The sequence below is a fragment of the Hydrogenobaculum sp. 3684 genome, assembly GCF_000213785.1.
Taxonomy (GTDB): Bacteria; Aquificota; Aquificia; order Aquificales; family Aquificaceae; genus Hydrogenobaculum.
Genome location: NC_015557.1, coordinates 1059888 through 1073534, shown reverse-complemented (window position 1 = coordinate 1073534; position 13647 = coordinate 1059888). Strand labels below are relative to the sequence as shown.

Genomic DNA, 13647 nt, shown 5'->3' with positions numbered 1-13647 from the left:
TAGATTTTATTTGGTATATGGCTTTTAGTAAAATCATAAAACTTTTATATTATTAAGTAAATAGTATTTGGTCTAAAAACTCATCAAGGCTTTGTCTAAAAAGCATATCTTCAAATAAATTTGGGTAAAGCTTTTTTAATAAAAATAGCGGTGGATAGCCCACACCTACCACAGGTCTTGGTTTTAAAACGTTTGTAGAGGATTTTGCTATTTCAAAGATTATGTCATATCCTGTCTTAATGGCCTCTTCTATGTTGTAAAACCTCTGAATGGGATCACCGTATTCAAGAAGGTATATGTTTCCTACCGAGGTGGAGAAAGCATCCCAATCTAATATATTTGATATTAGTTTCGAACCGTAAAAATCGGTAATCTCTACAGAGTCCAAATCGATAAGTTTAAAGGATACCATGTAAAAATTTATTAAGTATTCGCCTACATATGTGTCGAGATAAAAGTATAAATCCATCAGAAGATCTCGTAAGAAAGCATGCCTTCAAATACTTTTGTAGTGGGACCTTCTAAAAACACTTTGTCATTCTCTATGGTTATTTTTAAAATCTCACCGGATTTGGTGATAATGTCTACTATGTTAGAAGCCGACAAACCAAGAAGATATGCGTTTATACCACAAGCTGCACTACCTGTCCCACAAGCGAGAGTCTCGCCTTCAACACCCCTTTCGTAAGTCCTTATTCTAAAATTACCATCTTTCGTTTTTGCCACAAAATTTACATTTGTTCCTTTTGGAGCAAAATACTCATGGTATCTTATGGCTCTACCTACTTTTTCCACATCTAAGTTGTTAAGCTCGTCTTCATCCATAAATATAACAAAATGTGGTACACCAGTATTGACAAAATGACCTTTGAAAGTGCCATACTCGGTTTTTATTTCTATATCCTTTTGATATGAATGATATGGGGTAAGTTGCACTTTTACCCTTTTATTATCTACGATATGAGCTTCTATCTCACCTGCTATTGTTTCAAAAACCATATCCTTTGGAGCAATGTCTTTTTCATAGGCAAATCTTGCAGCACATCGAGAACCGTTGCCACACATCTCAGCTACAGACCCATCGGCGTTAAAAAAAGACCAGCTAAAATGATTTTTAGGGTTTTTGGCTTTTTCTATAAGTATAACACCGTCTGCACCCACAGATGTATGCTGTTCGCAAAGCTTTCTAACAAATTCGTTTATACTTAAACCTAACTTTTCTATCTCTTTATAAACAAAATTATCCCTATTGTCTATGATGATAAAATCGTTGCCAGAACCTTGATATTTCGATATTAGCATATTACTTGAGGTTCACAGTCACAAAGATATTTTGACCGTTTCTATCTACTAAGAAAGTAGCGGTATCTTTGTGCTCAGATATTAAGCGCTCTAATATATTGTCCATCTGGGCTTTTGTATAAACTCTATGAAGATTGATGCTTAGTATTATATCACCAGCTCTTATACCAGCCTCATAAGCTGGAGAACCTATAAGGACATCTTCCACCAAAAGGCCACCCTTTACTTCGTAACGTCTTTGCTCTTGTGGGTTTAAAGGTCTTACTATAAGACCCAAATCTTTAGCTTCCGACGTAACGCCTATGTTGCTAGCGCTGCTTGGCATTTTTGCGGTTTTTACTTTGATCGTTATAAGCTTATGATTTCTTATAACACCCAAAGTCAAGACAGTGCCAGGTGGGGATTCCATTGTTTTAAACTGAAGCTGATCTATGCTTTCAAGAGGCTTTCCATCTACAGACACTATTATATCCCCTACTTTAAGACCGTACTTTTGAGCAGGAGATCCAGGAAACACTTGAGCTACTATAGCGCCATAGTTTACACCTAAAGAAGAAGCCATCTGAGGTGTTATCTGTTGAATAGATACCCCAAGCCACCCTCTTATAACTTTACCGTGCTCCATTATTTGATGATAAACCCATTTAGCTAAATTTATTGGTATGGCAAAACCAAGCCCTTGACCTCCTTTTACCATTGCGGTATTTATACCTATTACTTTGCCTTCTATATTTATGAGAGGACCACCGCTGTTGCCTGGGTTTATAGCGGCATCTGTTTGTATGTAATCTTCATACTGAGAAAGGCCAAGTCTTCTATTTAAAGCAGATACAACACCCATCGTAACGGTTCTACTAAAACCATATGGATTCCCTATGGCTATAACAAGTTGCCCTATCCTTACATGAGAAGAATCACCAAGAGTAGCAACCCTAGAACTAGGGTTGTTTATGCCTTCAGCGCTAACCTCTAGCACCGCTAAATCTGTTTTAGGATCTCTACCTAAAACCTTAGCTTTTCTTTCAATGGTTCTAGATAATTTTACCATTACATCTTTTGAATTTCCTACAACGTGATTGTTTGTTAAAATTATAAAAGCATTTTTAGATTGTATATATTTAATTATAATACCAGAACCCAAATCTTTTTCTTTCTCTGGAATTTCTGGAGTTGGAATACCAGGCATCATAAACGGTGGAAACCCTGGAAATATTTGAGTGCTTAAAGGAGTTTTGACTATTTGAGTAGCGTAAATTGTTACCACTGAAGGTGAGACTTTATCTACTATTTGCTCTACTTCGTTTTGAAATTGTTCTAAAATTGGACCAGAAACTGCACTAACATTTGATCCTAGGATAGCTAAAGCCAAACCCAAAGCGAAAAATTTCTTTTTCATAAAAAACCTCACACTTTAAGAAAAATAAAAACCTCCCCAATATGGGAAGGTGTCATAAAGCTTGTATTAACCTTTCTTTTCGGTCTTCTTTTCTTCTTTCTTAGAGCTTTTCTCTTTGCTGTTGTTTGAAGATGATGAAGATGATGAAGATGAGCTAGAAGAATTTTTGTTATAAAGAGCTAACACCATTTGAGCCAACTTTTTAGCGTCAGCATCGCTCACGTTTTGAGCTGGCATTGGTACAGCGCCCCATATACCTTTGTTACCGTTCTTTATAGCTTTTGCCAACTCATCTACAGCGTTTGGTTTACCGGCATATTTTTTAGCAACGTCTATCCAAGCTGGTCCTACCACTTGTTTGTCTACAGCGTGACAAGCCAAACATCCTTTTGTACCAGCCATAGCTACTAACTTCTTAGCATCGTCTTGGTTTATAGAAGATGCGCTAGCACATACTTGTTGAGCACCGGTACCAGAACATATTTGAGCTGATGAGGAAGATGAAGCTGATGAGGTAGATGATGAAGATGAAGCTGATGAAGCTGATGATGAAGATGAAGCTGATGGGGTAGAAGAAGTTGTAGCAGCTGCTGATTGTTCTGAGCTTGCTGATGATGACTCACTTGAGCTTGATTGTTGGTGGCTACATGCCACAAGACCTAGGGCTAAAACTGCAGCACCTAAAAGTGTCTTCTTCATTTTTAAAACCTCCTAAAAATAAAAATTATCTAATATAATAACTTATTATATATTAAAAAAGCTATGATATAAAACATTTTGATATAATGAAAATCGTTAAAAAATAAAAACTTTATAAATTTTTGCTCATAACGGATTTTGTATAAGAATATCCTATATTATAAAGCTCATCAAATTTTTTGTAATTTATAAAACTAATATGCTGTACTGGAAGCTCCAGATATATATCACAAAGTTTTTTGCTAAGATCCATATTTTTTCTTGCTATTAAAAATGTCGATCTTAATAAGTTTCCAAAAGTACCTAAGTTTTCTTTTATCAAAACATTTGGCATTATATCAGAACATACAACCTTTAGGTTGGGATACTTAATTTTTATTGGATTAACAGGCAAATTTTCCGTTAACCCACCATCTACTAAAAGCATGTTCTTGTAAGCTACCGGTTCAAAAATAAACGGCAAAGCGCAAGACCCGAGAGCTATAGAAGCTGGTTCACCTTCATCTAAATAAATGGTCTCACCAGAAAACAAATCTAATACGCTAGCGCTGTAATAAATAGGCAAATCTTTTATATTGTTGTATGGTATGTAGCTTCTAATTATTTTAAAAGCCTTTTTAAACCCAAGTATTCCCCCTTTTCCCACTGTAAAAGTAGTAAACCAGTTTATAGATTTTAATATAGAAAGCATCTCATGGGGCTTATAACCTGCTGCGAAAAACAATCCCACTAAAGCACCAGCACTTGCCCCAGATACAGCTTTTACATTAAAACCCATTTCTAAAAGGGCTTGTAAAACGCCAATATGGGCTGCGCCTCTTGCCACACCTCCAGAAAGGCATACCCCTATATCATTTTCTGCAAAAGCACTATGCATATTACCTCTAAGCTATCTTCTTTGTTGTAACCTTCTTTAGTTTTGGCTTTTATAGATATATTATCTTTTGATATACTTAAAAGCCTCGATAGACTATCTATTATTTTATCTCTAACACTTGATATGTTTGGTTTATCTGCTATTATGTTGCAGTCTAAGTTAACTATTGAATAATCCATGTCGTACATAATCTCTAAAGCTTTATTTAGAAAATCTACGCTGTTTCTATTTTTGTTTTCTTTGCTTTTATCGGGAAAAAGAGTGCCTATATCGGTTTTTGCCAACGCTCCTAAAATAGCATCCGTTATTGCATGCAAAAGAGCATCACCATCCGAATGCCCTTTTAAGCCATATCCTATATCAAATTCTTCACCCCCTAAATATAGCTTTTTGTCTTTTTCAAAATAATGAGCGTCTTGACCTATGCCTATCCTATACATGAAAAAAATTATACCACGATTTACAAGTATGCCACGATTTACAAGTCTACCATGATTTACAAGTATGCCACGGTTTACAGCTATTACCAGCTTTCAAAAGTAAATTTTATAGGATTTAAAGGCTTAAAAGTTTCGGTTTTCTTGATATTTACATAAGGATGTGTGGCAAGATATCTCTTGTCGTAGTTTGATAGGGTTACTACGGCGTATTTATACAAGATTTTGTACAACTCTTTGGCTTTTGGTATTGGAAGCTCAACGCATCCTGCAGATTGTGGGTAACCGTACCTTTTTCTTGGAAAACCGTGTAGCGCTTCCCCTTTGTAAAAATAATTTACCCAAGGTACATCAGGGTCGTCGTAGGTTTTATTGGAGCCTGGAAAAGTGCCTTTCATTTCAGTTTTTTTAAAACGAAGATAAACCATATATGTGCCAGTGTTGGTGGTACCCATTACTCCAGTGTTGGCTGGGCTTTCAAATATATATTTTCCATTTTCCCACACATATACTTTTTGAGGTATGTGTTGATTCACGTAAACCCATACAAACGGTTTCTTAGCTTTAAAACCCGTCTTATAGGCTTGTTGTAAAATGATGCTGGCTAAAGCTGTATTATCCGGATTAAACTTTATGTTGTACTCTTTCATAAACCTCAAAATGGCACTTTTATAAAGGATGCTATTTTTGCTTGTAATACTTAATTTTACAAGCTTTGGCGGTACGTCTTCTGCATCCCATTCATAAGTAATTTTATAGCCATCTTTATATGGTATATAGCTTATAACCTTAAAAGGCAAATAACCCATGTTGTATAGATAATTGATATCCTTTATAAGATATTTGTCCTTTATAAAAACAGAGTTTTTAAACTTTAACGGTTTTATTTCGGATGGTGTTGACTTTGTGATGGTTTTAGGCGGTGAATAGTTTATGGGGGATTTTGATGCATAAGATGCATTTATAATTTTTACATTTACACTGTATACTTTAGGTTTTATTTCATCGTAGGCTTGTATGGGAATTGGTTTAAAAATAGGTTCCGCATAGGCTAAGCTTAAGCAAGAAAAAAATAAGATTACTACAAGCCTTTTGCTATCCATTAAATATATTTATAAAAGCCTATAAAACAAACCCTAAAACAAACTTTTTGCAAATAAAAAGTGTTTTCTAAAGTAAGGTTGATTTATAGGCTCTATAACTACTTTACCGTAAGCAGATGACGCATCTATCATAAGACCATGGCCTATATATATCCCTACATGGCCTGGATGATGTTTCCTGTAGGTTTTGAAAAATAATAGATCCCCAGGTTTTAAGTTTATAGCCAATTTCCCAACATGAGCTTGTTCTGAAGCGGTTCTTGGAAGCTTTATCCCTAGCTTATCAAAAACTTTCATGGTAAAACCAGAACAATCAATCCCGTATCTGGATGTACCACCAAACCTATACGGAGTGCCTAAGTATTGTTTTGCTATTTCAATAAGTCTTTGCACTAACTTTTTATCAAATTTATCTGAGGCTATCTTTGTAGGAATAGGAGGTTTGCCTACGCTGTATCTTACAAGTTCTGAAATAGTTTGAGGCTTTTCTAGTTCTACTTTAGACTTTTCTATTATGTTTAGTATAGGATCTTTATAAACGTCCTGCCCGTATTTGTGATAGTTTATTATTTGCCTTATGGGACTTACAAATTCGCTTCCGTAAGCGACATTAAAAGCCAACACCAAACTTGCTAAAACCGCCCCTACATATTTTACCTTCTTCATAGTTTTTTCATTTTATTATATGCATCATTAACATTTCCATGATATATATCATTTTCTGTTAAGAAAATATGCAATAAGTGTTCTGATATAATATTAAATATGATTTTTATATTTGGAGCTGGCAAATGGGGCTATGCTCTGTCTTATGCTTTTAGCAAAAAAAGAATACCGATAACCATATACGATATAAAAGAAGAAACGCTAAAAAATATACCAAAACATCCTTATATAAAAACCACAACAAATACTGAAGATGTTCTAAAACATGAGATTGTAATCATAGCAACACCAACCCAAAGCATCAAACATATAATAGAAAATTGCAAAGATAAAGATACAATAATAGCTTCAAAAGGTATAGATATATCCACACGTAAGGATGTTATAGACTTAGCCTTAGAGTACAATATAGAAAAGTCAAACATCTTTGTTTTATCTGGGCCATCTTTTGCTGAAGATGTCCTAAAAGATTTGCCAGTGGCTCTAACGCTTGGATATTTTAACAGGGAAAAGGCTTTAAAGCTTCAAAACCTGCTATCATCACAGCTTTTTAGAATATACACTTCTAGTGATATAAAAGGTGTGGCATTGGGAGGTGCTATCAAAAACGTTATGGCTATAGCCTCTGGTATAGTGGAAGGAGCAGGTTTGGGTGAAAGCGCTCAAGCGGCTTTGGTAACAAGGGGGCTAAAAGAGATGATTAAAATAGGAAAATTGATGGGCGCTAGAGAAAAAACCTTCTATGGACTCTCAGGGGTTGGAGATTTGTTTTTAACGGCAAGCTCAAATAAATCTAGGAATAAGCGTTTTGGGCTTTTGATAGGAAAAAAGAAATCACCAAAGGAAGCGTTAGAAGAAATAAAAGAAGTAGTGGAAGGTTATTATACCGTAAAAGCGCTATACGACATAGCAGTAGAAAGACATTTAGACCTTCCTATAACTAACGCTGTTTATAAAGTACTTTATGAAAATATGTCCATTGAGGAGAGTATGAATACGCTTTTATCAAGAGAGCTAAAAGAAGAAGATGACTAATAAGATAAAGCTTGAAAATATAGATATATCGCTTTTGACCTCTGTAAGTAAGGCTCTTTCTCAAAAAGATTTTGATAAGGCTTTAAGGGATATTTTAAAAATATTTTACTCTTTTTGGGGTGTGGAATACTCTTATATAGCTTTTTATGATAAAATCACAAAAACTATAAAAATAAGAGAAGCTTTTGGTTTTAATCAAAGTGTAAAGAAGATACTGTTTGAATCTGGAAAAGGGATAGTAGGAAATATATTTAAAAACAGCATACCTGTTGTAATAAAAGACCCAAGACACGACAAGGCTTTTTTGAACAAAACAAAAATCTTAGACAAAATAAAAGATGAAACCTTTGTGGGTGTACCTATAAAATCTGAAGATGAAACCATAGGGGTTTTTTGTCTTTTTAAAAACTTAGATAGATACGAAGAACTCACAAGGGTAGTAGATATTATGCTTATAGTAAGCGCTATGATAGGTATGTCTTACAAACTTTTTGGGATTTTACAAGAGGAAAAAGCCTCTTGGGAAGAACAAAGGCAACTTTTGGCAAAAGAGTTTTCAGATACTTTTAGCATAGAAGGATTTGTTGGAAAATCAGAAGCTGTAATTACATTAAAAGATACTATCCAAAAAATAGCGATGACAGACAGCACAGTACTTTTGTTAGGAGAAAGTGGAGTAGGTAAAACGCTTATAGCAAAGGCAATTCATGCTTTGAGTGATAGAAAAGATAAACCTTTTATATCTGTAAACTGTGCAGCAATACCAGAAACGCTTCTTGAAGCGGAGCTGTTTGGCTATGAAAAAGGAGCTTTTACAGGAGCTATTCATTCTAAAAAAGGTAAATTTGAGCTAGCAAACGGAGGTACAATATTTTTAGATGAGATAGGTGAGCTTCCTCTTCAATCTCAATCAAAACTGTTAAAGGTTATACAGGAAAAGGAATTAGAAAAACTTGGAGCTGAAAGGAGTATATTTGTAAATGTGAGAGTAATAGCATCCACCAACAAAGATTTAGCGTCTATGGTGGCAAGAGGAGAGTTTAGAGAGGATTTGTATTACAGATTAAACGTAATACCTATAAGAGTGCCGGCTCTAAGGGAGAGAAAAGAAGATATACCCCTTTTGGTAAAACATTTCTTAGATAAATTTAACAAGCATTACAAAAAGCATATAAACATAGAAAAAGAAGCTATGGAAGCTCTTATAAATTACAATTGGCCAGGCAACATAAGAGAGCTTGAAAATCTTATAGAGCGTCTTGTGGTTATAAACAATAAAGACATTACAAAAGAAGACGTTTTGTTGGCTACCAAGATAAATTCTAATAAACTACAAACTGACATACCAAGCATTATAGAATCCACCGAAAAAGAGGCTATCAAAAAAGCTTTAGAAAAATGTAGTTATGTAAAGTCAAAAGCTGCAAAAATGCTTGGACTTACCTTAAGACAGTTAGACTACAGGATTAAAAAATACAACATACCTATAGAAAGGCTTTGATATGAAACTTTTAAAAGATTATAGGGTCTTGTTTTTACTTTTAATAGTACCATACCTTTTTGTATTAAACCTTCCTTACGTGGGAGAAGAGGCAAACTGGGTTATACCATCTTTTGAGATGAGCTATTTCAAAGAATACGTACTTCAAACAATATACAAAGTACCTTATTATAGACCTCCTCTTTTTAACTATCCCACTATCGTATTTTCAAAGCTTTTTGGATGGGAATACGCCAAAGCTATCCAAAGGCTTCAGACTATAACAATGACTATACTTACAGCTCTAAGCATAAGGTATGTGCTAAAAAGAGTTTACAAAGATGAAAAGCTTGGATGGTTTGGAGCTCTTATATATCTAAGCCTTGGGGATGTAATGATTCACGATGGATGGCTTGGATACGAAGATGGGGTTTACATAGGCTTTTCTTCTATGTCTATGCTGTTTACGATGCTTGGGGTGTATGAAGAGTCTTATATGTTTATATTTTTTGGATCAGTGCTTGCCACTGGTGGATTTTTGACCAAAGCCCTCACTTCTTTTGTTTATTTTTATGCTACTCTTATAATATCTTTTTACATACTAAAACCCAAAAAACTAAATATATATAAAACCGCTTTTATAAGCTCTATAGTGCCTTTGTTTTTCTTGATTCTTTGGTATGGTTTTGCTCCAAAATCAAACGTTAGCGAACATGGTATGCTATGGGATATAATAAACAAATTCAGATTTAAAGGTATAATACCCTATCTGAAGCAATTTTTTGGTTATCCTGTTCAATTTTGGTTAAATATGTCTTTAAACTCTTTGGTGTTTTTGTATTTGGCTTTTAAAAGAAAAGTAGATTTAGATATTTTAAAAACCGATAAGTTTTTATTAAACGCTTGGATAGTGGGGATTGTAAATTTTATACCCTATTGGCTTCCACCTTTTAGCGGTATAAGATACGCTGCTCCTTTGTACAGCATCTTTGCACTTTGCTTTAGTGTTATGCTGTATCCAAAGTTTAAGGATTTGATGTTAAAGTTTGTATACTTTGCTATAGTGTTTAAGTTTGTAGCCCTTGGTATAGCCTTTCCCATATACTATGGACACATAAGAGAAAATACCAACAAGATAGCAAGAGAAGTTTACAACCTCACCATAAAAAAAGGAATACCTTTATATTGCGATGATGATGGCTGGGTGGGTTTTTCGGTGATAGCAAATATAGATGTAAAAATACATAAACCTATCTTATATCCACCAAAGGATCTAACGTATGGGTGTGTGTTTACAGCAAACTTATCAAAGTATAAGGATTTTAAAATAGTAAGAAATTATCAAAACTCAGACTATCTTGTATGTAAATTTTAAAGGTATCTATCCACCACATATTTTGCTATCCTTACACTTTCTGAAAAACCCCTATCCTCTGGATAATAGTATGTGGTATCAAGAGCGTATAAGTTGTTTGCTATGTTTATAGGCGGGAGTTTGTAAAGATAAAGCGGTTCATACACTCCTTGGGCATTTTTATATATGTTTATACTAAAAGCCAAAAAATCTTCGTCTTTTAGATCTTTGTTTATCTTTTTAAGATAACTTTTACAAAGCTCTTTTATATAAGCTTCATCTTTTTTAAGAAACTCATGGTCTTTTGGAAGATAAAAAGGTATATAGACTATGTTTGATTTTATATCTTTTCTTAAAGCGCTGTAGTTTATTATTCCTGGTATTTTTATATCCTCATCGTTTATATTTATCCAAAAATGCTTTGAAAATGGTTTTCTTAGTTTTATAACCACACACATCACATCAAGGTATGTAAAATCTTTATACTTAGAGGCTATTTTTTCATCTGTTATAAGATGCTGAAGTATGTTGATAGGTATCGTGCTTATCACCTTGTCGTAGTTAAGCACTGTATCTTTTATCTTTATACCTTTTAGAGTGTTATTTTCTATAAGGATTTTGTCAACGGGACTGTTTAGATAAATGTTTGCTCCTTTTTCAAGAAGCGCTTTCTCTAAGCTATCTATTATCGTTTTTACCCCTCCTTCCACATATCCAAGGGATTCTTTGAATATGCTATCCCTTGAAAGTCCTACTCTTTTTATCCTGTTCCATATCCAAGCTGCCGATATTTTGGTTTGATACTTATAAAACTTTAAAGAAAAAAGCTTATCCCACAAAACGCTGTAGGCTTTTTCTCCTATTATTGATTTTATCCAATCTATAGCGTATTTTCTGTCTAGGCTACTCCAATCGTTAATTTTTGTGCTATAAAAAGCCAAAAAACCATATCTTAACTTAGAAATTATATCAAGCCCGTCAAACTTTAAAAGGCTTATAGGATCTCCAAAAGGCTGGAGTTTTTGGTTGTAATAAAATCCCATTGTGGTGTTTTTCCATTTTAAAAGATGATATATGTTTAGTTCTTTTAAAAGCTCAAAAAGTGCTAAATCTGTTTTACAAAAAAAGTGATAGTATTTTTCTATAATATCCCCATCAAAGTTAAAGGATGCGCTCATACCTCCCAATACGTTATCTTTTTCATATATATCAACACTGTAGCCTTTTTTAAGGGCATAATACCCAGCTGCAAGACCCATGGGTCCACCCCCTATTATGGCTACTCTCATCAAAACTCCAACACCACTTTAGAATATATAGGGTGAGTAAAAGTCTCTTCAATGGCTTTTTCAAAGGGAGTGGGTTTTACATTGAAAATATGTGGCCAGTCTATAACCTCAAATATATCACCCGCCACTAAGGCTTTTAACTGATCTACGGTAAAAGGCGGATTTGGGTCAAAAATCCCCCATATGTATAAAAGCGTATAGAAAAGCCAGTACGGGATGTTTAAAATAAGAGTTTTTGATTTTGTATATTTTTTAATGGCTTTTATTATATCTATATAATATACCTTTTCAATGCCAGTAATGTCGTATATGCCTTCTTTTCTTGTTTGAATGCAGTCTATTATGATGTTGCAAAAATCTTTTACATAAAGGGGCTGTCTTATATACTTTCCGTCTCCTGGTATTGGAAATATAGGAACTTTTTTCATAAACCTTGAAAGCCATCCAAGATGTTTTCTATCAAACCATCCAAACATAAGGGTCGGTCTTAAGACAACATTTTTTATACCAGATTCTAATACCATTTTCTCTTGATCTTTTTTGGTTTGTGTATAAAAATCATCGGCCACAGAGTTTACCACCGAAGAGCTTATATGTACTATATATTCTATGTTGTACTTCTTACAGGCTTTTAAAACATTTTCTGTAGATTTTATGGTATTTTTGTAAAATGGTTCATAGGTTTTTGCTCCTATCTGAGCTTGGAGCATCACTACCACATCTGCCCCTTCTATAGATCTTTCCCAATCTCCTTCTTCTGATAAATCCCCATAAATTGCCACCACATCTTTATGAAGGGATTTTAATATATCTAAATTCTTCTTATGTTTATCTACAACCACTATATTTGAATACCCTGCTTTTTTAAGAAAGGCCACCAAATTTTGACCTACAAGCCCAGCGCCACCTGGAAGGACTATCTTTTTATCTTTTTCCATATGAAAATTATATCAACTTTCGTTTTTTATTATTACATTTATTGTTTGATATGGTATTTCTATGTTTTCTTCCTCAAAGCGCTTTTTTATAGCTTTTATAAGCTCATGAATTATAAGGTATTGGTTTAGGAATTCTTTTGCTTTTACAACCAGGCTTAAATCTATGCCAGAACTACCAAAAGACCTGTATCTTACGACTGGCTCATAGCTTTTGTCTGCACCCTCTACTTTGTTTACAACCTCTTTTGCTGTTTCTATAAGAAGCTTTTCTACTCTTTCAAGATCTTCTTTATAACCTACAGAAAAAGAAAATATCACTGCCATGTTCTCATATGGAAGGTGATAATTTGTAATTACAGAAGATGTAAGCTTTGAATTTGGTACCACTATAACGTTCCCAGAAAGAGTTCTTATATGAGTGGTACGCCAATATATATCTTCTACATATCCCTCGTACACATCAAACTTTATATAATCTCCTACTCTTATATTTTTACTAACTAGTATATAAAACCCAGATAAGAAGTTTGATAGGGTATCTTGAAGAGCAAGACCTATTACTACGGTGCCAACTCCTAAGGTTGTAATAAGTGGGGTTATGGAAAGCCCTATACTTTGGAAAGCTATAAAAAGCCCGATAATGGAAACAAATACTACTATTGAAGCTTTTAATATAGAAGAAGGTACTTCATTGGTTTTAGACTTTATATATAAGCCTATTATCTCTCCTATAATGTTTGAAAGTATATAAAAACCGATAAAAATAAGGCTAAATAGTATAGTCCTATCTATTACAACATGAGCTTTTTTTGTGATGTAAAGATAATCAGAAGATAGATAAGCTCCTAAGAAAACGCTCCACAATCCTATGAGAAACGGGCTTATTCTTATTTTGCTGGTGGTCTTTAAGCTTTTAAAAACGGTATTTAGAAATACTCCTATTAAAAACCCTATACCAAAGAATAAAATACTGTAAAAACCAAACACCACTAAACCGTATTCTTCTCTACTTTTAAAAATGTGACCCAGGAACTCTAACCTTAGATGTCTGGTGATTGTTATTTTGTCCAT

The 13647-nt window shown here is 34.0% G+C and carries 13 protein-coding genes and 1 pseudogene; 3 read left to right on the top strand and 11 right to left on the bottom strand.

The window, feature by feature from the left end:
- Nucleotides 1-52: 52 nt before the first annotated feature.
- The 8 genes and pseudogenes from HYD3684_RS05835 to HYD3684_RS05800 all read right to left on the bottom strand — a co-directional run bounded on the left by HYD3684_RS05835 (nucleotide 53) and on the right by HYD3684_RS05800 (nucleotide 6480).
- Nucleotides 53-469: a hypothetical protein gene (locus HYD3684_RS05835; protein WP_015419749.1), complete on the bottom strand. Its 417-nt coding sequence runs from the start codon at nucleotides 467-469 to the stop codon at nucleotides 53-55.
- Entirely contained in the window at nucleotides 469-1302 is an 834-nt protein-coding gene (dapF, locus tag HYD3684_RS05830) for a diaminopimelate epimerase (protein ID WP_015419748.1), read from the bottom strand. The genes HYD3684_RS05835 and dapF overlap by 1 nt, the downstream gene beginning before the upstream one ends.
- 1 nt (nucleotide 1303) lies before the next feature.
- Entirely contained in the window at nucleotides 1304-2698 is a 1395-nt protein-coding gene (locus HYD3684_RS05825; RefSeq protein WP_015419747.1) for a Do family serine endopeptidase, read from the bottom strand.
- 174 nt (nucleotides 2699-2872) lie between these two features.
- Nucleotides 2873-3133: pseudogene (locus HYD3684_RS08445) on the bottom strand (c-type cytochrome); the annotation flags it as partial.
- A gap of 376 nt (nucleotides 3134-3509) precedes the next feature.
- A complete protein-coding gene (locus HYD3684_RS05815; protein WP_015419745.1) occupies nucleotides 3510-4274 on the bottom strand; it encodes a patatin-like phospholipase family protein in 765 nt (254 codons plus the stop codon).
- On the bottom strand, nucleotides 4244-4714 hold the full coding sequence (gene ispF / locus HYD3684_RS05810) for a 2-C-methyl-D-erythritol 2,4-cyclodiphosphate synthase (RefSeq protein ID WP_015419744.1): 471 nt from the start codon (nucleotides 4712-4714) through the stop codon (nucleotides 4244-4246). Before ispF ends, HYD3684_RS05815 begins: the two co-directional genes overlap by 31 nt.
- 83 nt (nucleotides 4715-4797) lie before the next feature.
- Nucleotides 4798-5814, bottom strand: a complete 1017-nt coding sequence (locus HYD3684_RS05805) for a L,D-transpeptidase (protein ID WP_015419743.1) — start codon at nucleotides 5812-5814, stop codon at nucleotides 4798-4800.
- Nucleotides 5815-5847: 33 nt separating this feature from the next.
- Complete coding sequence (locus HYD3684_RS05800) at nucleotides 5848-6480, bottom strand: C40 family peptidase (RefSeq protein ID WP_015419742.1); 633 nt, start codon at nucleotides 6478-6480, stop codon at nucleotides 5848-5850.
- A 99-nt stretch (nucleotides 6481-6579) separates the two neighbouring features.
- On the opposite strand from HYD3684_RS05800, the gene HYD3684_RS05795 reads away from it, so the two are divergent.
- From HYD3684_RS05795 to HYD3684_RS05785, 3 genes are read left to right on the top strand one after another with little or no spacing between them, the layout of a single operon-like run.
- Entirely contained in the window at nucleotides 6580-7515 is a 936-nt protein-coding gene (locus HYD3684_RS05795; protein WP_015419741.1) for an NAD(P)H-dependent glycerol-3-phosphate dehydrogenase, read from the top strand.
- On the top strand, nucleotides 7508-9016 hold the full coding sequence (locus HYD3684_RS05790; RefSeq protein WP_015419740.1) for a sigma 54-interacting transcriptional regulator: 1509 nt from the start codon (nucleotides 7508-7510) through the stop codon (nucleotides 9014-9016). The genes HYD3684_RS05795 and HYD3684_RS05790 overlap by 8 nt, the downstream gene beginning before the upstream one ends.
- A gap of 1 nt (nucleotide 9017) precedes the next feature.
- Nucleotides 9018-10370 carry a hypothetical protein gene (locus HYD3684_RS05785; RefSeq protein WP_015419739.1) on the top strand — a complete coding sequence of 451 codons (1353 nt, stop codon included), beginning with the start codon at nucleotides 9018-9020 and terminating at the stop codon, nucleotides 10368-10370.
- On the opposite strand, the gene HYD3684_RS05780 is transcribed toward HYD3684_RS05785, so the two are convergent.
- From HYD3684_RS05780 to HYD3684_RS05770, 3 genes are read right to left on the bottom strand one after another with little or no spacing between them, the layout of a single operon-like run.
- On the bottom strand, nucleotides 10367-11638 hold the full coding sequence (locus HYD3684_RS05780) for an NAD(P)/FAD-dependent oxidoreductase (RefSeq protein ID WP_015419738.1): 1272 nt from the start codon (nucleotides 11636-11638) through the stop codon (nucleotides 10367-10369). The two genes, HYD3684_RS05785 and HYD3684_RS05780, sit on opposite strands and share 4 nt — an antisense overlap.
- The gene (locus tag HYD3684_RS05775; RefSeq protein WP_015419737.1) at nucleotides 11638-12576 is read right to left on the bottom strand and encodes an NAD-dependent epimerase/dehydratase family protein; all 939 of its coding nucleotides are present in this window, start codon (nucleotides 12574-12576) and stop codon (nucleotides 11638-11640) included. The genes HYD3684_RS05780 and HYD3684_RS05775 overlap by 1 nt, the downstream gene beginning before the upstream one ends.
- 12 nt (nucleotides 12577-12588) lie before the next feature.
- Nucleotides 12589-13647 carry a mechanosensitive ion channel family protein gene (locus HYD3684_RS05770; protein ID WP_015419736.1) on the bottom strand — a complete coding sequence of 353 codons (1059 nt, stop codon included), beginning with the start codon at nucleotides 13645-13647 and terminating at the stop codon, nucleotides 12589-12591.

What these genes read in the sequence shown, in the direction of transcription:
- HYD3684_RS05835 (WP_015419749.1), bottom strand. Translation starts at nt 469, where the DNA reads ATGGATTTATACTTTTATCTCGACACATATGTAGGCGAATACTTAATA.
- dapF (WP_015419748.1), bottom strand. Translation starts at nt 1,302, where the DNA reads ATGCTAATATCGAAATATCAAGGTTCTGGCAACGATTTTATCATCATA.
- HYD3684_RS05825 (WP_015419747.1), bottom strand. Translation starts at nt 2,698, where the DNA reads ATGAAAAAGAAATTTTTCGCTTTGGGTTTGGCTTTAGCTATCCTAGGA.
- HYD3684_RS05815 (WP_015419745.1), bottom strand. Translation starts at nt 4,274, where the DNA reads ATGCATAGTGCTTTTGCAGAAAATGATATAGGGGTATGCCTTTCTGGA.
- ispF (WP_015419744.1), bottom strand. Translation starts at nt 4,714, where the DNA reads ATGTATAGGATAGGCATAGGTCAAGACGCTCATTATTTTGAAAAAGAC.
- HYD3684_RS05805 (WP_015419743.1), bottom strand. Translation starts at nt 5,814, where the DNA reads ATGGATAGCAAAAGGCTTGTAGTAATCTTATTTTTTTCTTGCTTAAGC.
- HYD3684_RS05800 (WP_015419742.1), bottom strand. Translation starts at nt 6,480, where the DNA reads ATGAAGAAGGTAAAATATGTAGGGGCGGTTTTAGCAAGTTTGGTGTTG.
- HYD3684_RS05795 (WP_015419741.1), top strand. Translation starts at nt 6,580, where the DNA reads ATGATTTTTATATTTGGAGCTGGCAAATGGGGCTATGCTCTGTCTTAT.
- HYD3684_RS05790 (WP_015419740.1), top strand. Translation starts at nt 7,508, where the DNA reads ATGACTAATAAGATAAAGCTTGAAAATATAGATATATCGCTTTTGACC.
- HYD3684_RS05785 (WP_015419739.1), top strand. Translation starts at nt 9,018, where the DNA reads ATGAAACTTTTAAAAGATTATAGGGTCTTGTTTTTACTTTTAATAGTA.
- HYD3684_RS05780 (WP_015419738.1), bottom strand. Translation starts at nt 11,638, where the DNA reads ATGAGAGTAGCCATAATAGGGGGTGGACCCATGGGTCTTGCAGCTGGG.
- HYD3684_RS05775 (WP_015419737.1), bottom strand. Translation starts at nt 12,576, where the DNA reads ATGGAAAAAGATAAAAAGATAGTCCTTCCAGGTGGCGCTGGGCTTGTA.
- HYD3684_RS05770 (WP_015419736.1), bottom strand. Translation starts at nt 13,647, where the DNA reads ATGGACAAAATAACAATCACCAGACATCTAAGGTTAGAGTTCCTGGGT.